Here is a 21,313-nt window from a genome sequence, read left to right as displayed (position 1 = left end):
GCCCGACATGAACGTCAAACAACTGCGCGCCTTTGTCGCCGTTGCCAAGTACCAGAGCTTCGCCCAGGCCGGTGAACACCTGCACGTCTCACAGCCCGCACTGAGCCTGACCATCAAGGCGCTGGAAGAAAACCTCGGCGGCGCCCTGCTCAGCCGCACCACGCGCAGCGTCAGCCTGACTGCCGAAGGCGAAGTGCTGCTGCCACTGGCACGCCGCCTGCTGGCCGACTGGGACGACACCGAAGAGATGCTGCGCCAGCGCTTCACCCTGCAATTGGGCCGTGTGTCGGTGGCAGCCATGCCGGCTTTTGCCGGCAACCTGTTGCCCCACTCGCTCAAGGTGTTTCGCCAGCGCTACCCCAAGGTCAACGTCACGGTGCACGACGTGATCAACGAACAGGTACAGGAACTGGTACGCCATCGCCGCGTCGAACTGGGCATCGGCTTCGAGCCGGATAACATCGATGGGCTGGACTTCCACCCGTTGTACATGGACCGCTTCGTTGCCGTAGTGGCCGCCGACTCGCCCTTGGCACTGCTGCCCCAGGTCAGCTGGGCACAGCTGATGGCCGAAGATTTCGTGGCCCTGCAGCGCCCTTCGGCGGTGCGCCTGCTGATGGAGCAGAATGTGGCGGCCCGCCACGGCAAGCTGGCAGTCGCGTTCGAAAGCCACCAGCTGACGACCATCGGCCGCATGGTGGCCAGCGGCCTGGGGGTCAGTGCCGTGCCGGCCCTGTGCATCAACCAGATGCAGGAGCTGGGTGCCCGCTGCGTCACCTTGGTCGAGCCCACAGTCGAGCGGCGCATCGGCGTGATTGCCCTCAGCGAGCACAAGCTTTCCACCGCAGCACAAGCACTGCTTGAAGTGCTTCTTTCCAATACCCGGATCCCGGAGGTGACATGCGTTACGTAAATCTGGCAGGCACGAGCGTTGCAGCCATCGGCCAAGGCACCTGGTACATGGGCGAAGACCCAGGTCGCAAGGCTGCCGAAGTCGCGGCGCTGCAACAGGGCATCGAGCTGGGCCTGAACCTGATCGACACCGCCGAGATGTATGCCGAAGGGGGGGCAGAAGAGGTCGTTGGCCAAGCCATTGCCGGGCGCCGCGACCGGGTATTTCTGGTCAGCAAGGTCTACCCGCACAATGCCAGCCTGCGCGGCATGGCGGCAGCCTGCGAGCGCAGCCTCACTCGGCTGGGCACCGATTGCATCGACTTGTACCTGCTGCACTGGCGTGGTCAGCACCCGCTGGAGGAAACCGTCGAAGGCTTCGAGCGCTTGCGCGAGCAAGGCAAGATCAAGCGTTGGGGCGTGTCCAACTTCGACGTCGACGACCTGCGCGAACTGCACAACCCTGATTGTGCCACCAACCAGGTGTTGTACAACCCGGCCCAACGCGGCATCGAATTCGACTTGCTACCGTGGTGCGGAAAACGTGGCTTGCCAACCATGGCCTACTGCCCGCTGGCGCAGGCCGGGCGCTTGTTGCAGCACCCGGTACTGGCGGAAATCGCCGAGCGCCATGGCGCCACACCGGCCCAGGTCTGCCTGGCCTGGGTGACCCGCGATGACGGCGTGATCGCCATCCCCAAGGCGGTGGCGCCCGAGCACGTGCGGCTCAATGCGGCGGCGGGAGCGCTGACCTTGACCGGTGAAGACCTGCGGGCGATCGACCGGGCGTTCCCTGCACCGACGCGCAAGCAGCGGTTGGCGATGGTGTAGGCGAGCGCAATCTGGACGCGACCTTTGGGAGCAGCTGTCTTGCTCAATTTCTAAAAGCTGGCGCGATCCCTGTGGGAGCGGGCATGCCCGCGAACACCGGCAAGGCCGGTGCCTTGCAACGCGGTGGCTGCTTCGCGGGCTCGCCCGCACGGGAAACCGTGCAAGTACCGAGCGTTGGGGTTTCAGTGAAAATCCCGGCTGCGCACATCCAGCCCTTGCAGCAGCGGACTCACATCCTCCAACCGCCGCGCAATCAGGTGCCGCACCCCATTCTCCTGCTCCAACCGCCCACTGACCTTGAGCAGCTGCGAACCCACCAGCGCCCGTCGCTGCCGTTCGGCCAGCGCACGCCACACCACCACGTTGACCATGCCATGTTCGTCTTCCAGAGTAACGAAGGTCACACCGCTGGCGGTTTGAGGCCGTTGCCGGCCCACCACCAGCCCGGCCACGGCAATGTTGTCGCCATGCTCCACACCCTGCAATTCACTGGAGCTGCGACACCCCAGCGCCCTCAGGCGAGCGCGCAACAGCGCCAGCGGATGTGGGCCAAGCGTAGTGCCGAGGGTTTGATAATCGGCCATCAGGTCCTCGCCCACGGTTGGCACGGGCAATTGCACCGGTTCTTCAGGCAAGGCCTGCACATCGGCGAACAACGGCAGCTGCGGCTGCACCGCCGCCACCTGCCAGCGCGCCTGATGCCGATCACTGGCCAAGGCGCGCAGCGCACCGCCATCAGCCAGGCGGGCACGGGCCCGTGCGTCCAGGCCGGCGCGCAGGCACAGGTCTTCGACGTTGCGCCACGGCCGCTGCGCCCTCGCCTGCTGCACGCGCCTGGCATCGGCTTCGGCCAGGCCACGCACCAGTCGCAGGCCCATGCGAATGGCAAGGGTGCCCTCAGCATCAGGCTCCAGGGTGCAGTCCCAGTCGCTGTGGCAGACATCCACCGGCCGTACCTCGATACCTTGGCGGCGAGCCTCTTGCAGCAGCTGATCAGGGCTGTAGAAGCCCATCGGCCAACTGTTGACCAACGCACAGGTGAAAATCGCCGGCTCATGGCACTTCAGCCAACTGCTGGCATAGCACAGCAAGGCAAAGCTGGCCGCATGCGACTCAGGGAAGCCATAGCTGCCAAACCCCTTGATCTGCTCGAAGATGCGCTCGGCAAACGCCAGCGTGTAACCATTGCGCAACATGCCCTGCACCAGCCGTTCGCGGTGCGGTTCCAGGCCGCCGTGGCGCTTCCAGGCTGCCATGCTGCGACGCAACTGGTCGGCCTCGCCCGGGGTATAGTCGGCCGCGACCATCGCCAGCTCCATCACCTGCTCCTGGAACAGCGGCACGCCCAAGGTACGTTCGAACACTTCCTTCAGTTGCGGCGACGGATACGTGACCGGCTCCTGCTTCAGGCGCCGGCGCAGGTAAGGGTGGACCATGTCGCCCTGAATCGGCCCGGGACGGACAATGGCTACCTCGATGACCAGGTCGTAGAACTTTTGGGGCCGCAGCCGCGGCAACATGGCCATCTGCGCGCGCGACTCGATCTGGAACACACCCATGGTCTCGGCGCGGCTGATCATGGCGTAGGTGGCCGGATCTTCGCTGGGGATGGTCGCCAGGGTCAGGTGCCGGCCACGGTGGTGCTGCAGCAGGTCGAAGCAGCGACGCAAGGCGCTGAGCATGCCCAACGCCAGCACGTCGACCTTGAGCAGGCCGACCATGTCCAGGTCATCCTTGTCCCACTGGATCACCGTGCGCTCCGGCATCGCGGCATTCTCCACCGGCACCAGCTGGTCCAGCGGTTGCTGGGAGATGACAAAACCGCCCGGGTGCTGTGACAGGTGCCGGGGGAAGCCGATCAGTTCGCCGGCCAGCACCAGCACCCGCCGCAGCGAAGGGCTGCCCGCTTCGAAACCGGCCTCGGCCAGGCGCTGGTCATCGGGTATGCGATCGCTCCAGCGACCACAACATTTGGCCAGGGCATCCACCTGATCGGCAGGTAGCCCCAGCGCCCGCGCCACATCCCGCACCGCACCGGCGGCATGGTAGGTGTTGACTACCGCAGTGAGCGCCGCCCGGTGCCGGCCATAGCGACGGAACACATACTGGATCACCTCCTCGCGCCGGTCGTGCTCGAAGTCCACGTCGATGTCCGGCGGCTCGTTGCGCTCGCGCGACAGGAAGCGCTCGAACAGCAGGTGGTGTTTCATGGGGTCAAGCTCGGTGATGCCTAGCACGAAGCACACCACCGAGTTGGCTGCCGACCCCCGGCCCTGGCATAGAATGCGCTGGCTGCGGGCGAAGGCGACAATGTCGTGCACTGTCAGGAAGTAGCTTTCGTAGCCCAGCTCTTCGATCAGCCCCAGTTCCTTGGCAAGCACATCACGCACCTTGCCACTGGGCCCGTCTGGCCAGCGCAGCGGCATGCCTTGCTCGCACAATTCGCGCAGCCAGCTTGCCGGGGTATGCCCCTCGGGCACCAGTTCGCGTGGGTACTGGTAGTTCAGTTCGCTCAGGTCAAACTGGCAGCGCCGGGCAATGACCAGGGTCTCGGCCAGCAGGTCGAGCGGATACAGCTCGGCCAGTTGCGCCTGGCTGCGCAGGTGCCGTTCGCCATTGGCAAACAGAAAGCGCCCGGCCTCGCTCACCTGGCAATGCTGGCGGATGGCAGTCATGCAGTCCTGCAAGGCACGGCGACCACGCACGTGCATGTGCACGTCGCCACAGGCCACAGCGCGGATACCCACATCAGCCGCCAGTGCCCGCAACCGTTGCAGGCGCACGGCATCGTCACTGCCCCGATGCAGGTGCACGGCCAGCCACAGGCGCTCAGCGAACACACTGCGCAGCCACGCGCCGGTAGCAGTATCGCCACTGTCAGCGGCCACCCACAAGGCCAGCAGGCCTTGGTGGTGCAGCAGCAAGTCATCACGAAACAGCTGGTACGCCCCCTTCTCTGCCCGCCGCCGGGCACGGGTGATCAGCGCGCACAGGTTCTGGTAACCCGTCAGGTTTTCGACCAGCAGCACCAGCTTGGGCCCGTCGCACAATTGCACCTCGCTGCCGACGATCAGCCGCAACTGGTGCACCTTGGCTGCCTGCCAGGCGCGCACGATACCGGCCAGCGTGCATTCGTCAGTGATTGCCAAGGCCTGGTAGCCCTGCTCGCGCGCACGCCGGAACAGCTCGTCGGCGCTCGACGCACCGCGCTGGAAGCTGAAGTTGGAAAGGCAATGCAGCTCGGCATAACCCGGGGTGTTCATGCGAACCAACCCTGCAGCCAAAGCGGGCCGGCCTGGCTCAGGTCGCGGTAGGCCCAGCCGCGCAGGCCGTCACGGGTTTCGATGCGGTAGTAGTCGCGACGCACATCGCCGCCATCCCACCAACCTGATTCGATGCGTTCGGCATAGCCCTGCACCTGGTAGGCGGCGTCATCCAGCGCGATCGGTGCCGACAACAGCCACCCCGGGCGGCTGCCCGGTGCAACCGGCATGTTGCCTTGGGCACCCTGCTCCGCCAAATGCCAGGCGCATTCGGGGCGGTGATCGGCGGCTGCGCCAAGCCCCTTGACGGCCTCATCCCCCAGGCGGGCGCGCAACCGCTCACGCAATTGCGCCCAGGGTTGCGCCTGTTGCGCCCGCGGGTCGAACAACGCCTGATGCTGTGGCACGAAGGGTGGCAAGTCCTCGGCAACCAGCCGCAGGTTGCGCACCGGTGCGGGTATGCGCAGCGGCTCAAGGCGCCCACGGGCCAGCTCGAACAGCATCGCAGCATCGCGTTCGGCCGCCAGCAAACCCACCTTGAGCAGAGTATCCGGCCCCTCGGCGTGCTCCAGATGCAGGCAGAAGCGCTGCACGCCACAGTCTCGCCCGGCCAGAAATGCAGCAAGGTCGTTGAGCATGCGCCGCAGCGGGAACAACAGCGCCTGGTGCGACTCGACGTCGAAATTGAGTTCCAGCCGGGTTTCGAAACGGTCCGGTGGCTGGTAGAAATCCAGCCCCAGGTTGCGCAGGCCGAGCAACTGGTCGAGGTGCAGCTGCACCTGGGCCGCAAAGCGCCTGGCCAAGGTATCGCGCGGCAAGGCCAATACCTGGCCCAGCTGGTGCAAGCCCATGCGGGCAAACGCTTCGGCCGCCTCTGCCGGCAGGCCGACGCGCGTGATGGGCATGCCAAGCAGCGCCGCTCGGGTGGCGTCGACATCGCCCACGGCCAGGCCATCGTGGCCATTGGCGAGCATGCGAGCAGCCACCGGGTTGCTGGCCAGGACAATGCGTTGACGCAGGCCCAGTTCTGCCAACTCCTGACGCAGACGCGCCTCGAACAAAGGCCAGGGCCCGAACAGTTGCAGGCTGGAGCCCACTTCCAGCAGCAGCGCCCGTGGGTAATGCAGGCTGACCTGGGCACTGAAGCGGTATGCCCAGGCCGCCAGCAGCTGTTGCACCTGATCGATGCGTTTGGGGTCGGCTTCGACACAGGTGAAGCCATCGGCCAAGGCACGCGCTGCGGTCAGGGTTTGCCCGGCCCGCAGGCCCAGTGCAGCGGCCGCCGGGTTGACTGCCTGCAACACGCGACGCTGGGTCGGCCCGCCAATCAGCACCAAAGGCGTGTCAGGGTCGTCACGCTCACGCAGGACGGTGTCCAACGCAAGCTGCGGGAGCAAGATGCAGGCCCAGAGCATGGTGCATCAGCCCCGCCCCGGGCAGGGTATTGGCAGCGCTGGCGGCATGCCACCCCGGCTTTTCAGCACGCGCCATTGCGCCGGGCGCGTGTCGACTGCAATGCGCAGCGCTGCGGGTGAAGGGTTGTGCGACGCCTGCTGCGGCCTGCAGGCGAACGCCAGTGCCTGCCCGGTTTCGGCCGCTACCTGCAAGCGCCGCAGGGCGCGGTCATCGGCGCGTTCCGGCCAGCACAGCACCGCCGCGCAACTGCCCGAGCGCAGGCACTGTTCGGCAGCCCACAGGGCATCGGCAGGCTCGGCATCCACCTGTACCAGCCAGCGCAGGTCCACCCCCGCTGCCTGCCAGGCCGGTGCAAAAGGGATGAAGGGTGGAGCCACCAGCACCACTCTGCTGGCTTCTGCACTCAGCCGGGCCAGGGTTGGCCACAGCAACTGCAATTCGCCACAGCCGGGGTTGGCCAGCAACAGCTCGCTCAGTGCTGCCGCCGGCCAGCCACCTTCCGGCAAACGTTCGTCGAGGGCCGCATGGCCGGTGGGCTGCAGCCCGAGTGGCCGCGCCTGGGCCTGCCGGCCGCGCCATACCCGGCGCTGTTCCAGCAGCCTGTCGAGGTCGACCACGGCGCCCATCAGTCGCGCCTCAGCAAGCCGCAGAACACGCCTTCGATGAAAAAGTCCTGTTCGGGCTGCACATCGATCGGCGCATAGGCCGGGTTGCGTGGCAACAGCCGGTAAGTGCCGCCTTGGCGTTGCAGGCGCTTGATGGTCACTTCGCCGTCCAGGCGCGCAACCACGATTTGCCCGTCGCGGGCGTCAGCCTGTTGCAGGATGCCGACCAGGTCACCGTCAAAGATGCCGTCGTCGATCATCGAGTCGCCCCGCACCTTCAGCAGGTAGTCGGGGGTACGGCGGAACAGGCTGGGGTCGAGCAGCAACTGCTCGTGGATGTCCAGGTCCGGGCCGATGGGGGCACCCGCCGCCACCTGGCCCAGCACGGGTATTTCGAGGATTTCCGGCCGGCGCAGCGGTTCGGCCAGGCGTATGCCCCGGGCCTGGTTTGGCGTGACATCGATGTAACCGGCCTGGCACAGGGCGGTGATGTGCTTGCGCGCAACGCTGCGCGAGGCAAAACCGAAGCGCGTGGCGATATCGGCCAGGCTCGGCGGCTGACCATGCTCGGCAATGCGCTCACGGATAAATTCGAAAATGGCGCGGCGTTTGGGGGTAAGAGTGTCCATGGAGCACATTTGTACTCTTTTCGGAGCACGCTGAACAGCCCCCTTCGTCGTCAGCTTTGGTTATGATCCCCTGGCTTGTGTTTTTTCATCTGGATATCCCATGCTGACCGCCCTGCTGTTCGACCTTGACGGTACCCTCACCGACACTGACACCCTGCACCTGCAGGCCTTTCGCCAACTGCTGCGCGAACACGACGGCCGTGAGCTGAGCCAGGCGCAGTTCGACGCCCAGGTCAGCGGCCGCGCCAACGGCGAGCTGTTCGCCGAGCTGTTCAGCGGCGCCAGTGTCGAACAGTGCCAGGCGTTGGCCGACCGCAAGGAAGCGCTGTTTCGTGCGATGTCGCCGTCGCTTGAGCCAATGCCAGGCCTGTTGCGCCTGCTGGAGCATGCCCAGGCTCATGGCATCGGCATGTGCGTGGTGACCAACGCACCGCGGCTGAACGCCGAGCACATGCTGAACGCCATGGGCCTGGGCCAGCACTTTGAACATGTGCTGGTGGCCGAAGAGCTGGCACGGCCCAAACCGGACCCGCTGCCCTACCTCACCGGCCTGCAGCGGCTGGGTGTCGAGGCCGGGCAAGCGCTGGCCTTCGAGGACTCATTGCCGGGGACGGCCGCGGCCAGTGGCGCGGGGATCTTTACCGTGGGCGTGGCCACGACGCAGACCCCGGAGCGGTTGCTGGCGGCGGGCGCCAGGCTGGTTGTCGACGATTTCAATGATGCAGCGTTGTGGGCGTTGATCGAGCGTATGGCTTCAGATAGGGAGTGTGTTCCCGAAGGCTAGGGAGTGGGAGCCGAACCTGCTGGCGCTGCAGCCGGGGTGCCGGATGTACAGCCTTGAACGCTAAGCCGTGACGCCGCATTTCGCCCCTGCAGCCATACCGCCAAAGCCGCCAACCCTGCGGGTAGCAACAACGAAGCGAACACCTGGGCAAAACTCCAGCCCAGCGCCAGCATCTGTGCCCCGGCAAAGGCACTGAGAATCGCACCCAGGCGCCCGATGCCGCTCATCCAGCTGGCGCCGGTCGCCCGTGCTTCAGTCGGGTAAAAAGCCGCCGCCAGTGCATTCATGCCAACACTTGCCCCATTAAGGCCAAAGCCCACAGCGCTCGCAACCGCGCACAACCAGGCTAAGTCCGCAGCGACCTGACCAATTGCAAAAATCACCGCACCACTGAACAGGAAGGTCAGTACCAGCACGCGCTGCGCCGGGTAACGATCCATGGCCCAACCCACCGAAATTGCGCCCAACGGGCCGCCAATCTGGAAACAGGCCGTGACGATGGCCGCTTCGGCCACCGAGAACCCGCCCCCCTCCTTCACCAGCGTCGGCAACCAGCCGCTGAACAGATAGACCAGGAACAGCGCCAGCACGTACCCGCCCCAGAGCATGCAGGTACCAAAGCGATACCGCGCAGAGAGGATAGTGCCGATTGCACCGCCTGCAGCCTGGGCTTTACCGGGCAAGACAAAGGTCGTGTCGGCGTTGACATGCTCATGTGCCAGGCGACGGACAATGGCCAGAATGCGCTTGCGGTCCGCCCCTTTGCTGACCAGGAACGTCACCGATTCCGGCAGGCGCCAATACAGCAACGGCAGAACCATTAGCGGCAACACCCCACCCAATGCCAGGACACTGCGCCAGCCCAGGTTCGGAATCATCCAGGCGCTGACGAAACCACCTGCCGCCGCGCCCAGGGAGAAGCCGCAGAATGCCAGGGTAATGAGCAGCGAGCGGCTGCGTGCCGGGGCATACTCGCTGACCAGGGTGCTGGCATTGGGCATGGCTGCGCCCAGGCCCAGGCCGGTCAGAAAGCGCAACGCGACCAGGGCTTCCAGGTTGGGTGAAAAGGCCGAGGCCAGTGTCCAGAGGCCGAACAGCAGGACGCTGCACAGCAACACCGCCTTGCGCCCGTAACGGTCCGCCAAGGGGCCGGCAATCAGGGCGCCAAGTGCCAGGCCGATCAACGCGGCGCTCAATACCGGGCCCAGACTTTGCGCATCCAGGCCCCAGTCGCTTTTCAATTGCGGGGCAATGAAGCCGATGATGGCGACGTCCAGGCCGTCCAGGGCGATGATGAGAAAGCCAAGGAACACCACCCATTTCTGGTAGCGGCCGATGGGTTGCTGGTCGATCAGTTGGCGCACGTCGAGCGTGTTGTTCATAGGTATCACCTGTTGTTGTTTTTATGACGGTGTTTGTCGCAGCCCTAGTGGAAAAGGCTGGGTAAGCGCACAGGCCTTATGATGCGTGTCTCCTGAGCCACCACCAGGTCGCGGGTAGCATGCAGGTACGCGGCAAAGTCCGGGTCGGCATCCCGCGCTGCGCTGCGCTTCTCGAAGTCATCGAGGCTGTCATAGCCCCACAAGTGCACCACCTGGTTCAACGGCCCGATGCTGCTGGTGTAAAACGCCAGGGGTGCACCGAGGTGGCGCAGCAGGATCGGCATCGCCAGCTGGTCGAACGCCTCGAGAAAGGCCGCCATGCCGCGCGGGCGAATGGTGTAGATGCGGTGGTCGACCACAGGCTTGTCCATCACGCCACCTCCCGTGCGTTGCCCGCCGCCAGCCCCTGCTCGACACCCGCCAGGTGGCGCCCGGTGATGTAGGCAAAGGTCATGATCGGCCCCAGGGTGATGCCCGCCCCGGGGTAGTTGCCGCCCATGATGCTGGCGCGGTCGTTACCCACCGCATACAGGCCGTCGATGACTTGCCCGTCGGCCGCCAACACTTCACCGGTCACACGGGTGCGCAGCCCGTCGAAAGTGCCCAGATCGCCCATGATCACTTTCACGGCAAAGTACGGTCCCTCGCCAACCGGCGCTACGCACGGGTTGGGTTGTTGCTGCGGGTCGGCCAGGTAGCGATTGAAGCTGGTGCTGCCGCGGCCGAACTGACGGTCTTCGCCGTGGACAGCGCCAAGGTTGTACTCGCGCACAGTCTGCTCCAGCCCTTGCGCATCGATACCGGCCTTGCCGGCCAACTCCGCCAGGGTCTGGCCTTTGAGCAGGTAGCCGTTGCGCAGCAATGGCCCCAGCGGCATCGGCGCAGGCTTGGCAAAGCCCAGCCCGTATTTGGCCAGGGTGCGGCGGTCGCACACCAGCCACATGGCGGTTTCTGCCTGGTCGGAACACGCCTCGATCAGCGCTGCGCCTACGTCGTGGTAGGCATTCGACTCATTGGTGAATCGCTGCCCCGAACGCAGCACGCCGATCACACCCGGCTTGTAGCGGTCGAGCAAATGCGGAAAGGCAATATGCCGCCCACCACCCACCGGCACCTTCGATACCGGCATCCAGGCTGCAGGTGCCTGCAGGCAGATATCGACCTTTGCTCCCAGCGCCTCGGCCATGCGCGCGCCATCGCCGGTGTTGCCCGCTGGCACCGGTGAAAAATGCTCGCCGCCACGCCGTACATGCGGGTAGGCCTGGCGCAGCCGTTGCAGGTCATGGGAGAAACCGCCACAGGCCAGCACCACCCCACGCCGGGCCTCGATGCGCTGCTCGCTGCCGGCCTGCCCGGTCACCGCCCCCACTACCCGCGCCCCTTCGCGCAGCAACTGCCGCGCCGGGGTGCCTGTGAGAATCGGAATGCCCAGGTCCAGTGCCGAGCGTACCAGCCGTGCTGCCAGGGCATTGCCACTGGTGACCTGGGTGCCGCGTCGGTACAAGGCCAGCTCCTTCAAATGGGTCAGCAGGCGTTTGGCCACGTAGGCGAACGAGGTCAACGAACGGGTGACATTGAAGAAGTGTTTGAGGTCGGCATTCGACGAGTTGAACATCATGCCGATGAAGGTGATGGTCTTCAGCGGCGGGCGCAACCGCGCCATGTCGGGCCCCAGACCACGGATGTCGTAAGGTGCGGCCAGTATCGAGCGGCCCACATCGACGCCGCCTTCCACCTGCGGGTGATAATCGGGGTACAACGTGGGCACGAACTTGACTGCCGTCTCGCGCTCGAAAAACTCAACCATCTGCGGCGCGTAGCGCAAGAATGCCTCCACCCCGGCCGCATCGAAGCAGGCACCGGTTTCGTTGCGCAGGTAGGTCATGGCCGCTGCTTGGCTGTCATTGCTCCCGTGCCGGGTGCCCGGCACCCACAGCACGCCGCCGGAAAACGCCGTGGTGCCGCCGAAGCACGCCTCCTTTTCGATGACGATCACATCCAGGCCAAGCTTTTTCGCCGTGATGGCTGTCGCCAGGCCGCCAGCACCCGCACCGATGACCAGTACATCGCAGCTACGCGTATTCATTGGCCTGCCCCCTCGAAGCCAGGGCGCGGGATCAATGCCATGGGCATGCTTTCCAGTCCGCCATCCACGGTCAGCTCGGCGCCGTTGATATAGTCGGCGCGGCGGCTGGCCAGAAACAGCACGGCTTCGGCGATGTCTTGCGGCTCACCGATGCGCTGGTTGGCGGTCATGGCGCTACGCCGGCGCTCCACCTGTGGGTCGGCATAGAACGCCGCCGACAATGGCGTGCGGATCAAACCCGGGCATACGGCGTTGCTGCGCACACCGCGTGGCCCCCATTCCACGGCGATCTGCCGCGACAACATGCTGACGCCTGCCTTCGCCGCGCTGTAGGCGCCACTGTTGGGTTGCGGGTAATGTGCTGCAATCGAGGCCACATGCACGATACGGCCCTGGCCGCAGTCCAGCATGGAACGGCCAAAGGCCTGGGCACACAAAAGGTAGCCACTGAGGTTGACCGCCAGCACCTGATTCCATTGTTCCAGGCTTAGCGTGTCCAGCGCGCCGGGGCGCAGCACGCTGGCATTGTTGACCAGTACATCGCAGCGCCCATGCAGCGCCTGTACCTGGGCCGCAGCCTGCTCCACGCTGGCCGGGTCGGCAATGTCGCAGGCCAGGGCACTGACTTCGCCTGCACTGTGTTCCCCCAGGGTGGCCGCCAGTTCGCGGCATTTGTCCAGGTCGCGGTCAAGCAGCACCACGTGGGCCTGCTGCTCCACCAAGGCTGCGGCCAACGCTGCGCCAATGCCGCCGGCCGCGCCGGTCACCACGCATACGGCCGACTCCAGGCCTAGCCACTGAGAAAGGATCTTGTTGTTGTGCATGCTGTTCTCCAGAGCGTTGCTTGTTCTGGGTAACAGGCTATGGCCGGCAGGCCCACCGGCAGAATGGACAAAACCTGCAACCAGCCCCACATTCCCGTCAATTTGCCCACTGCGCCCTGAAGCCTGCGGGCAGCTATGGCACAGTAGCGGGTACTGAACAGAACAATTACAACACCATGAACAAGATCCCCAATTACGCCCTGTACGGTGAAACCGCGCAGCCGGTGTGGCACGAAGCCTTGCATGTGGAGCAGATATCCCAGCGCTCTGGCGCGCACAACTGGGAGATTGCCGCACACCGTCACGAAGGCTTGCTGCAGCTGTTGTACCTGCAAAGCGGTGGCGGCGAGGTGCTGTTCGACAGTGACCGGTTTCAGGTTCATGCGCCCTGCGTGGTGTACGTCCCGGCGCAGGTGGTGCATGGTTTTCATTGGGCCAGCCAGGTAGAAGGCCAGGTAATCACGGCTGCGCAGCACCCGCTGGATAGCATCGCCCAGGTGCTGGCACCCAGCGTGCTGGTGCAACTGCGCAAACCACAGGTGATTGCCCTGCCCCACTGGGCCGCCGATGAAGACCCGTTGTTGCCCCTGTTTCGGGCCCTGCGCGAGGAATACCACAATCGCGCCCGCGAGCATGTGGCCAGCAGCATGGCGCTATTGCTGGCACTGATGATCCATGTCCTGCGCCATGAGCCGTACATGCCCGCAGGTGAGCAGCGCCCAGTATCAAGACGCAGCCAGCAGCTGACTGCTTATCGCGAGCTGGTAGACATGCACTACCGCGCGCACTGGCCACTGGCGGAATACGCCGCCGAGTTGGGCATGACCCTGGTGACGTTGGGGCGGTTGTGCCAGGAACACCTGGGCATGACGCCGATGAATGTGATCAATGCCCGATTGGTGCTGGAGGCCAAGCGCATGCTCGGGCATTCGAGCCTGAGCGTGAAAGAGATCGCCCATGAGCTGGGGTTTGCCGATGTGGGGTATTTCAGCCGGTTCTTTCGCAAGCAGGCGGGGGTGAGCCCTAGCGGATTTCGGGAGGGCCAATAACGCCCGCAGGTTCTGTGGGCGGTACTGGCAATGCACGCGTCTGTGGCTTACCCGCGAAGAAACCCGTGCAGGAAACATCAAACAGCCAAGGCCCGCTGCACTTCCCCCACCGTGGTCGCCAAACTGCTCAGGTGCAGGCTCGACACCCGCTCCACCGGCGCCTGATCCAGCGGCCATTGCAAGGCAATGCTGCCGGCCAGGCGCCCTTCGGCATATACCGGCAAGGCAATGGCGCGAATCAGGAACGGCAGGCGCACCGGGTATTCCCAGTAGCCTTCGGTGCGCTGACCAAAGCCCTTGTGCGCTTGTTCTTCGATATCGCGCAACAACCCGTCGTCACCCAGCCGCTCATGGGCCGCCAGGCGCTGCACTTCGTCCACCGCCAGCTCCCCCAGGCACGCCCGCCCCATTGCCGAATGAAACAGGCTGGCATGCTGCCCAACGATCTGACTGGTGAGCGGATAGCGCTTGCGCAGCACCTGGGGAATGGCGCTTTCCATCACCTCCAGCCGCTGGCCGTCGAAACACGACAGGTCAGCGACCAGCCCGGTGCGCTCACTCAGCTCCAGCAGCATGGGCGCTGCGCTTTCCACCAGGCGCCGCTTGAAACGCAACTGGCGGTCACCGAACAGGCGTCGCGCGCACAGCCGGTAGCGCCGGTCGGCAAGGCCGCGGTACACCCAGCCTTGCGCCTGCAAGGTGGCGATCATGCGCGACACCGTGGCCTTGGGCAGCGCCGTCAGGTAGTGCAGTTCTTCCAGGCCCAACGCCTGGTGTTCGCCCAGCAGGTCGACAATGGCCAGCGCCCGCTCCACCGAACGCACGCCGCCGCTGTCTGCCGTGATGCCCATGGGTATGACCTCCTTGTAGCGGGATGGTCAGGATAGCCAGCAAGATCCGCGCCTGCCCATGCTTTCATGGCGCAAGCAGGCGTTGTGGCGGGCAGCGCACCACCCAGCGGGTGAGCTGTTCATGGGCATACGCCAGCTGCAGCACGGCATGGTCGGCCTGCGCCGGGCCTATGATTTGCAGGCCCATGGGCAACCCGGCGGCATTGAACCCCACCGGCACGCTGATGCTCGGCAAACCGGCCAGGGTCGGCCCGATCACCACTTCCATCCAGCGGTGGTAGGTGTCCATTGCCCGCCCCCCAACCACCGTCGGCCATGGCTGGCGTGCATCGAAAGGGAACACCTGGGCCGAGGGCAACAGCAGAAAGTCGTAACGCTCGAACAGCTTGCCCATGGCGCGGTACCAGTCGCTGCGGTCCAACGAAGCCTGGTACAGCGCCGCCGCACTCAGCTGCAAGCCACCTTCCACCTCCCACTGTGCTTCGGGCTTGAGCAATGCACGCTTGCCAGGGTCGGCATAGGCTGCGCCGAGGTTGCCATGCACCAGGAAGTGGCGGTGGGTCAGCCAGCATTGCCACAAGCGCGCCAGGTCGAATGCCGGCTGGCAGGCCTCGACCTGGCAGCCCAGCTCGGCAAAGTCGGCCAGCGCCGACTCGCACAGGCTCATTACCCCGTCATCCATCGGCAGATAGCCGTTGTAGTCGCCCAGCCAGCCCACCCGTACACCGCGAAAATCGCGCGGCAAGCCAACGGCAAAATCGCGCCGGCCTTCGCTCAGCGACAGCGGCGCCCGGGCATCAACACCCGCCTGTATCGACAGCAGCCGCGCCACGTCGACCACACTGCGGCCCATCGGCCCTTCTGTGGCCAACTGCTGCACGAACAGCTCGGGCGCCGGCCCATGCGGCACGCGGCCCTGCGATGGGCGCAGGCCGAACAGGTTATTGAACGCCGCCGGGTTGCGCAGCGAGCCCATCATGTCGCTGCCGTCGGCCACCGGCAGCAAGCGCATGGCCAGCGCCGCTGCAGCCCCACCGCTGCTGCCACCCGCCACCCGCGACGGGTCGTAGGCGTTGGTGGTGGTGCCAAACAAGGGGTTGTAGCTTTGCGAGCCCAGGCCAAACTCAGGCACATTGCTCTTGCCCATGATCAATGCCCCGCTCGCCCGCACCCGCGCCACGCTGATCGCATCCTGTTCGGGTACCTGCTCGGCAAACAGCGGCGAGCCGAGCGTGGTACGCAGCCCGGCCGTGGCGGCGAGGTCCTTGATTGCCTGCGGCATGCCATGCATCCAGCCGCGCGAATGGCCACAGGCCAGTTCGCGGTCACGCGTCTCGGCCTCGGCCAGCAGCACTTCGGCCGGGCGCAGCGAGACCAGTGCATTGACCTGCCGATTGAAGCGCTCGACATGCCCCAGGTAGGCCTGCATCACCTCCCGGCATGACAACTGGCGGGCATGGATGGCCTGGGACAGTGCCTCGGCATCAAGGGCAACAATGGGGTCGATGGCTAGCGGCTTCACGGTTTTACTCCAAGGTTGAAGGCGGCAGGCTTGACTGCCCGCGGTGCTTCTTTCAGGCAATAGGTGCCCAGCAATGTCAGCACGCAGGCAAACAGCACGTAGAACGCCGGCGCCACTGGGGTGCCGAGCACCTGGGTGAGCCAGGTCACGATCAACGGGGCAAAGCCACCGAACACCATCACCGCCACGTTGTAGGCCACCGACACGCCGGTGGAACGCACCTGGACCGGGAACTGTTCGGCCAGGGCAGTAGGTGCCGGGCCGAAGAAACCACCGATGGCCGTGCACAACAGCAGTTGCATGACCAACAGGCGCTCCAGTGAAGGCGCAGCGGCCACCCACACATACAGTGGGTAGACCATCACGAAGAACGCCAGGGTGAAGGCCATCAGCACCGGGCGCCGCCCCAGCCGGTCAGACAGCGCCCCGGACAACGGAATCACGAGGGTCATCAGCCCCACGGCGAGCATCTGCACCAGCAGCACCTGGTCCAGCGGCAGGCCTAGGCTTTTGTGGGCGAAGGTCGGCATGTTCACCAGCACCACGTAGAACGAAACCGTCGCGCCGCAGGCCAACCCCATCGACACCAGCAGGCTGCGCCGGTGTTCACGCAGCACCTGCCACAGGCCGGGCGACTGGCCCTTGGCATGGCGACGCGCCTCGACAAACGCCTCAGGCTCCTCCATATGCTTGCGAATCCACAGCCCGACCGGCCCGATCAGCAGGCCCAGCACGAACGGGATGCGCCAGCCCCAGCTGTCCAGCGCCTCAGGCGAGCACAGGTGGGTAACCAACGCCACCATTGCCGCCCCGGAAAACACCGCCAGGCACTGCCCTACCAATTGCCACGAACCATACAGGCCCTTGCGGTGGGCAGGCGCGCTTTCCACCAGAAATGCCGTGGCGCTGGCGTATTCACCACCGGTGGCAAAGCCCTGCAGCATGCGCGCCACCACGATCAGCAGCGGCGCAGCCATGCCGATGGCCAGGTAGTCGGGCGCGAAGGCGATCATGGCGATGGACACGGTCATCAGGCGGATGATCATCTGCATGGCTGCCTTGCGGCCCTTGCGGTCGGAATACATGCCCAGCAGCACGCCGCCCACCGGGCGCATGAAAAACCCGACGCCGAAGGTGGCAAGGGCCATCAGCAGCGAGGCGTACGCGTCGTCGGACGGGAAGAACTGCCGGGCGATGATGCTGGCCAGAAAGCCATACACGATAAAGTCATACCATTCCAGGGCGTTGCCAATAACGGCGGCCACCACTTGCCGGGTACGCGACACGCCGGTGCTCGAAGTCTGCATAGGGAACACTCCACACAATGATTGGGTGATCGCCCAGGCGCAGTCGCGCCCGGGTTCCAGCGGCAGTGGTCAAAAAGGGACAATCAGGCAGGTGCAAGCCAGCGCTCTGCCAGCGCGCCCCAATAGGCGGCGCCGGTCAGCAGGATGTCGTCGTTGAAGTCGTAGGCCGGGTTGTGCACCATCGGCCGCGATACACCATTGCCGATGAACAGGTAGGCCCCCGGGCAGCGCTGCAGCATCCAGGCGAAGTCTTCGCTGCCCATCAGCTTGCGGGTGTTGCCATCCACCGCCTGGGCGCCCAGCAACTCGACCCCTACCTGGGTAGCAAAGGCGTTTTCAGCGGCATGGTTGACCAGCACCGGGTAGGCCGGGCGGTGCTCGATGCTGGCGCGGCAGCCAAAGCTCTCGGCCTGACTGACGATGATTGCCCGCACCCGCTCAAGGGCCTGCGCCCGCACCTCGGCGTTCAGCGCGCGCAGGCTAAGGCGCAACAGCGCCTGTTGCGGAATCACGTTGGCCGCTTCGCCGGCCTGCAACGCGCCGACGGTAACCACTGCCGCCTCCTGCGCATCGATATTGCGCGCCACCACGGTTTGCAGCGCCATCACCACACTGGCGGCCGCCACCAGCGGGTCGACGGTCAGGTGCGGCATCGAGCCATGGCCACCCACCCCGTCCAGGGTCACCGTCAGCAGGTCTTGCGAAGCCATCATCGGCCCTTCACGAAACCCCAGGTGTCCGGCCGGCAGCCCTGGCATGTTGTGCATGCCAAATAGCGCATCACATGGGAAGCGCTCCAGCAGGCCGTCGGCCAGCATCGCCTCGGCCCCGCCCTGGCCCTCCTCGGCCGGCTGGAAGATCAGTGTCAGCGTGCCGTCGAACTGCCGGGTGGCCGCCAGGTAGCGTGCGGCGCCAAGCAGCATGGTGGTGTGCCCGTCATGACCACAGGCGTGCATGCAGCCTGGGTGCTGGCTGCTGTATGCCGCACCCGATGCTTCGTGGACGGGCAGCGCGTCCATGTCGGCGCGCAAGCCCAGCCGGCGGGGGCTGCTGCCATTGCGCAGCACGCCGACCACGCCGGTCTTGCCGATACCGGTGTGCACTTCATAGCCCCATTCCTCCAGCAGTCGGGCGACCAATGCCGAGGTGCGGCTTTCTTCAAAGCCCAGTTCCGGGTGAGCGTGGATATCGTGACGGATCGCGTGCAGGTCGCTGGCCACGTCGGCGAGCCAGGCCTGGATATGCTGATGTCGGGACATGTGGAGTCTCCTCGCGCGGGTGGTTTCCCGTTCTTGTTGTTCGCCTTCAGGTCACGACAGGTGAGGCAGGTCGTGCTTGGCTCACAGATAAGCGCGAGTGACGCGGGATCACAAACGAATGTGGTTCCGCCCAGCGGAACCAGTCGGGGGGAGAAGCGGAATGGGTGTGGAGCTGGAGTCGTAGGTAAAGCTGTACGTGGCGTTGTTTTCGTTGAATAGTGCGGTCAGGCGGCCTTGTCGTACTCGTAGCGAACCCGCTGGCCCTTGGCATCCTGGCGGCTGCTCGGCAGGCCGCGGGCCGTGCGCATCAGGCGGGTGGTCTGGCCCTTGCCGTCGGTGTGGCTGAGCACCTGACCGTAGACGTTGTAGGTGAAGCTTTCCGTGGTGCCGTCCGGGTGGCTGATGCGCAGCACTTCGCCGTCGGGCTTGCGCGCCAGCGTGGTGGTCTGGTTCAGCGCATCGGTCACCGCCACCAGGTGCTGGCGTTCGTCATAGCGGTAGTACGTACTCTTGCCCGAACAGTCCTGGTAGCGCTCGACCTGGGCCAGGGTGTTCCACCACAGGTACTTGGACTTGTAGGTCGCATCGATGATCGTGTGCGGCAGGCCGTCATCGCTGTTCAGGTACTCGGTCATCTGGCCGAGGGCATCGAATTCGGAGAGCAGGTTGCCCTTGTCGTCGTAGCGCGCTCGCCAAGTGCTGCCATCCGGGTAGCTGACCTGGTTCACCAGCGTGGTCAGGTGGTGATATTCGTAGGTGGTCTTGCGGCCCAGCGGGTCGGTCTCTTCGAGCAAGCGGGAGAATTCGTCGTACTTGAATTGCAGGCGGTTACCGTCCGGCAAGGTCAGGCCAACCATATTGCCGTGTTCGTCCAGCTCGATGGCGTAACGCTCCCCGCCATAATCGCGGCTGGCGACCACGCGGTGGTCGGCGTTGTACTGCACTTCCAGCTCGCGGCCAAGTACGTCGGTGGCCCGGCTGGTGCGGCTATCAGCGGAAGTGGTAGTGCTCGCCGTCGCTGGTCCAGTGCTCGACCACGCGCGGTTTGCCGCTGAGGGTTTCCCAGCGGTAGTGGCCACCTTCGGTGCAGACCTGTGGTAGTGCTGCCAAAGAAGTGGCGCCCTTCCTATGAAAGACGCAATTTCTGAATTGACGATTTATAGGGTCATCGGGGCTTTCGCCCCGAAATACTACCTAACATGTTATTAAAGAACTACGGACACCTGCAAAATACAATTAGCAAATTCAAACAAAACCAACCATAGCGACAGTCAGCGCTACCCAAGACCTGTCAACTTGATTATTTGATCAGTATATTTTTTTGCATTTGGGATTCTACACAATTTAATATATTCCAGCAGGCATTCACGACCAGACATCGCCAATGCAAATTCAATAAGATTGGTCAACAAAAAACCTTGTGAATATTTCCCAACCGAAAGAGTTTTACTTCTTTCATCGCCAGAAGGCTCTGCGCCAACGGGATACTCTTCCTCATCCTCCTCATCTGAAAGCGCTTGGAACTTACAAATAGAATACTGCTTTATAAGATCCATTTTGTTTGTCAATATGGACATCAAGTCATCAATATCAACCTTTGCCTTTACAATCTTAGCAGAGTCGAGGCGAGCGAATACTTCTGCATATTCCGACTCAACCTCAATACCTGTAGCGTCGACTAGCTCCGCAAGTAACTCCCTATAAGCAGACGACCCAACTAGATTCTCCGCCAATGAACCGCCATTGATTACCATACATCAACTCCTTTAATTACTCTAATCAAGTCAGACCCTACATGCCTAAACTGGTCGACAGCCTCATGCTCCCATGGAGTAAGCGCGAGCAAATTTGACGAATCATGTACACCCGCCCCACCCACTCGCTGAGGAATATCATTATGATGAAGTTCTAATGCATACTCTCTAATTGATATTTTATCGGTCTTGCGCGAAATCACCTCAACTGTCATTTTGGGCGCTTTCCCCTCAGCCATACGCACAAGGTTTGTGGGTGAGTAGGCACGAGTAGGTGCTTTGGCCTCAGCTTTCCAATAGTTTTTTCGAGCAGTACTCCAACACTCCCATCCCCACGGGTCGATCCACCCTGCCGGATTCTGACCATAGCGATAAAGATTTAGCCCGCCATCTAAACCAATAGGGTCCTGAGTGACATAACGTCCCACTTCAGAATAATAATATCGGAAGGTATTATAGTGCAGCCCTGTTTCAGCATCAAAGTACTGACCTTGGAAGCGCAGATTCTGATCGACCTCTTTGATCGACAAAGTTTCTATCGTGCCCCAAGAGCGATACGTCGCCTGCCAAACAATCTCACCCTCGCTATCCGTCAGCTCAAGCGGCGTCCCAATCTGATCCGTATGGAAGTAATAGACCTTCTGCTCTTCCCCTTCAACTTGATCGACCCGCGCTAACGGCGCATAGCTACCCGGCTCGTACAGGTACAAGATGCTCTGCCCTGGCGTTTCCTCCCGCAGCATCCTCAGCCCCTGCCAGAGGAAGCGCTTCTGCTCGACCTCGCCATTGATTTCAGCCTGCTTGGCTATTCGCCTCCCCAAGCTGTCGTACCGGTACTCGCCTTGGCTATCCAGCTTGCC

At 64.0% G+C, this 21,313-nt stretch carries 18 protein-coding genes and 1 pseudogene; 4 read left to right on the top strand and 15 right to left on the bottom strand.

Translation table 11 applies throughout. The features are described 5' to 3' along the window. The first annotated feature begins 7 nt into the window (after nucleotides 1-7). The gene (locus ACF8O8_RS16285; protein ID WP_010954013.1) at nucleotides 8-913 is read left to right on the top strand and encodes a LysR family transcriptional regulator; all 906 of its coding nucleotides are present in this window, start codon (nucleotides 8-10) and stop codon (nucleotides 911-913) included. Then, on the top strand, nucleotides 901-1,722 hold the full coding sequence (locus tag ACF8O8_RS16280; protein ID WP_049587817.1) for an aldo/keto reductase: 822 nt from the start codon (nucleotides 901-903) through the stop codon (nucleotides 1,720-1,722). Before ACF8O8_RS16285 ends, ACF8O8_RS16280 begins: the two co-directional genes overlap by 13 nt. A gap of 182 nt (nucleotides 1,723-1,904) precedes the next feature. On the opposite strand, the gene ACF8O8_RS16275 is transcribed toward ACF8O8_RS16280, so the two are convergent. From ACF8O8_RS16275 to lexA, 4 genes are read right to left on the bottom strand one after another with little or no spacing between them, the layout of a single operon-like run. Beyond that, the gene (locus tag ACF8O8_RS16275; RefSeq protein WP_392509994.1) at nucleotides 1,905-4,985 is read right to left on the bottom strand and encodes an error-prone DNA polymerase; all 3,081 of its coding nucleotides are present in this window, start codon (nucleotides 4,983-4,985) and stop codon (nucleotides 1,905-1,907) included. Continuing rightward, on the bottom strand, nucleotides 4,982-6,400 hold the full coding sequence (locus ACF8O8_RS16270; RefSeq protein ID WP_010954010.1) for a DNA polymerase Y family protein: 1,419 nt from the start codon (nucleotides 6,398-6,400) through the stop codon (nucleotides 4,982-4,984). The genes ACF8O8_RS16275 and ACF8O8_RS16270 overlap by 4 nt, the downstream gene beginning before the upstream one ends. A gap of 6 nt (nucleotides 6,401-6,406) precedes the next feature. Continuing rightward, a complete protein-coding gene (imuA, locus tag ACF8O8_RS16265; RefSeq protein ID WP_004374214.1) occupies nucleotides 6,407-7,027 on the bottom strand; it encodes a translesion DNA synthesis-associated protein ImuA in 621 nt (206 codons plus the stop codon). Beyond that, nucleotides 7,027-7,644, bottom strand: a complete 618-nt coding sequence (gene lexA, locus ACF8O8_RS16260; protein WP_012052394.1) for a transcriptional repressor LexA — start codon at nucleotides 7,642-7,644, stop codon at nucleotides 7,027-7,029. The genes imuA and lexA overlap by 1 nt, the downstream gene beginning before the upstream one ends. 91 nt (nucleotides 7,645-7,735) lie before the next feature. Between lexA and ACF8O8_RS16255 the strand changes: the two genes are divergently transcribed. Continuing rightward, a complete protein-coding gene (locus tag ACF8O8_RS16255) occupies nucleotides 7,736-8,419 on the top strand; it encodes an HAD family hydrolase (protein WP_392509993.1) in 684 nt (227 codons plus the stop codon). Here the strand turns inward: ACF8O8_RS16255 and ACF8O8_RS16250 are convergent. From ACF8O8_RS16250 to ACF8O8_RS16235, 4 genes are read right to left on the bottom strand one after another with little or no spacing between them, the layout of a single operon-like run. Continuing rightward, nucleotides 8,416-9,801, bottom strand: coding sequence for an MFS transporter (locus ACF8O8_RS16250; protein WP_392509992.1), 1,386 nt, complete (start codon nucleotides 9,799-9,801; stop codon nucleotides 8,416-8,418). The two genes, ACF8O8_RS16255 and ACF8O8_RS16250, sit on opposite strands and share 4 nt — an antisense overlap. A gap of 44 nt (nucleotides 9,802-9,845) precedes the next feature. Beyond that, nucleotides 9,846-10,172, bottom strand: coding sequence for an NIPSNAP family protein (locus tag ACF8O8_RS16245; RefSeq protein ID WP_004374204.1), 327 nt, complete (start codon nucleotides 10,170-10,172; stop codon nucleotides 9,846-9,848). Then, nucleotides 10,172-11,887 (bottom strand): FAD-dependent oxidoreductase, encoded by a 1,716-nt coding sequence (locus tag ACF8O8_RS16240; RefSeq protein ID WP_350297830.1) that lies wholly within the window; start codon nucleotides 11,885-11,887, stop codon nucleotides 10,172-10,174. The genes ACF8O8_RS16245 and ACF8O8_RS16240 overlap by 1 nt, the downstream gene beginning before the upstream one ends. After that, on the bottom strand, nucleotides 11,884-12,711 hold the full coding sequence (locus tag ACF8O8_RS16235) for an SDR family NAD(P)-dependent oxidoreductase (RefSeq protein ID WP_004374198.1): 828 nt from the start codon (nucleotides 12,709-12,711) through the stop codon (nucleotides 11,884-11,886). Before ACF8O8_RS16235 ends, ACF8O8_RS16240 begins: the two co-directional genes overlap by 4 nt. A gap of 176 nt (nucleotides 12,712-12,887) precedes the next feature. Between ACF8O8_RS16235 and ACF8O8_RS16230 the strand changes: the two genes are divergently transcribed. Then, nucleotides 12,888-13,760 (top strand): helix-turn-helix domain-containing protein, encoded by an 873-nt coding sequence (locus ACF8O8_RS16230; RefSeq protein ID WP_392509991.1) that lies wholly within the window; start codon nucleotides 12,888-12,890, stop codon nucleotides 13,758-13,760. A gap of 77 nt (nucleotides 13,761-13,837) precedes the next feature. Here ACF8O8_RS16230 and ACF8O8_RS16225 read toward each other — a convergent pair whose 3' ends face one another. The 7 genes and pseudogenes from ACF8O8_RS16225 to ACF8O8_RS16195 all read right to left on the bottom strand — a co-directional run. Next, nucleotides 13,838-14,611 (bottom strand): helix-turn-helix domain-containing protein, encoded by a 774-nt coding sequence (locus tag ACF8O8_RS16225; RefSeq protein WP_350297829.1) that lies wholly within the window; start codon nucleotides 14,609-14,611, stop codon nucleotides 13,838-13,840. A gap of 64 nt (nucleotides 14,612-14,675) precedes the next feature. Continuing rightward, a complete protein-coding gene (locus ACF8O8_RS16220; RefSeq protein ID WP_350297828.1) occupies nucleotides 14,676-16,133 on the bottom strand; it encodes an amidase in 1,458 nt (485 codons plus the stop codon). Further along, nucleotides 16,130-17,440, bottom strand: coding sequence for a citrate-proton symporter (locus ACF8O8_RS16215; RefSeq protein ID WP_173880463.1), 1,311 nt, complete (start codon nucleotides 17,438-17,440; stop codon nucleotides 16,130-16,132). The genes ACF8O8_RS16220 and ACF8O8_RS16215 overlap by 4 nt, the downstream gene beginning before the upstream one ends. A gap of 83 nt (nucleotides 17,441-17,523) precedes the next feature. Then, the gene (locus tag ACF8O8_RS16210) at nucleotides 17,524-18,699 is read right to left on the bottom strand and encodes a M20 aminoacylase family protein (protein WP_392509990.1); all 1,176 of its coding nucleotides are present in this window, start codon (nucleotides 18,697-18,699) and stop codon (nucleotides 17,524-17,526) included. A 171-nt stretch (nucleotides 18,700-18,870) separates the two neighbouring features. Then, a pseudogene (locus ACF8O8_RS16205) lies at nucleotides 18,871-19,779 on the bottom strand (type IV secretion protein Rhs); the annotation flags it as partial. A 197-nt stretch (nucleotides 19,780-19,976) separates the two neighbouring features. Then, complete coding sequence (locus ACF8O8_RS16200; protein WP_049586064.1) at nucleotides 19,977-20,453, bottom strand: hypothetical protein; 477 nt, start codon at nucleotides 20,451-20,453, stop codon at nucleotides 19,977-19,979. Then, on the bottom strand, nucleotides 20,447-21,313 hold an 867-nt coding region (locus ACF8O8_RS16195; protein WP_392509989.1), incomplete at its 5' end, for an RHS repeat domain-containing protein. The genes ACF8O8_RS16195 and ACF8O8_RS16200, both read right to left, overlap by 7 nt.

Origin of the sequence: Pseudomonas sp. TYF_14, assembly GCF_043105275.1 — a bacterium.
GTDB classification, from domain to species: domain Bacteria; phylum Pseudomonadota; class Gammaproteobacteria; order Pseudomonadales; family Pseudomonadaceae; genus Aquipseudomonas; species Aquipseudomonas alloputida.
This window is presented reverse-complemented; position numbering and strand designations above follow the sequence as displayed.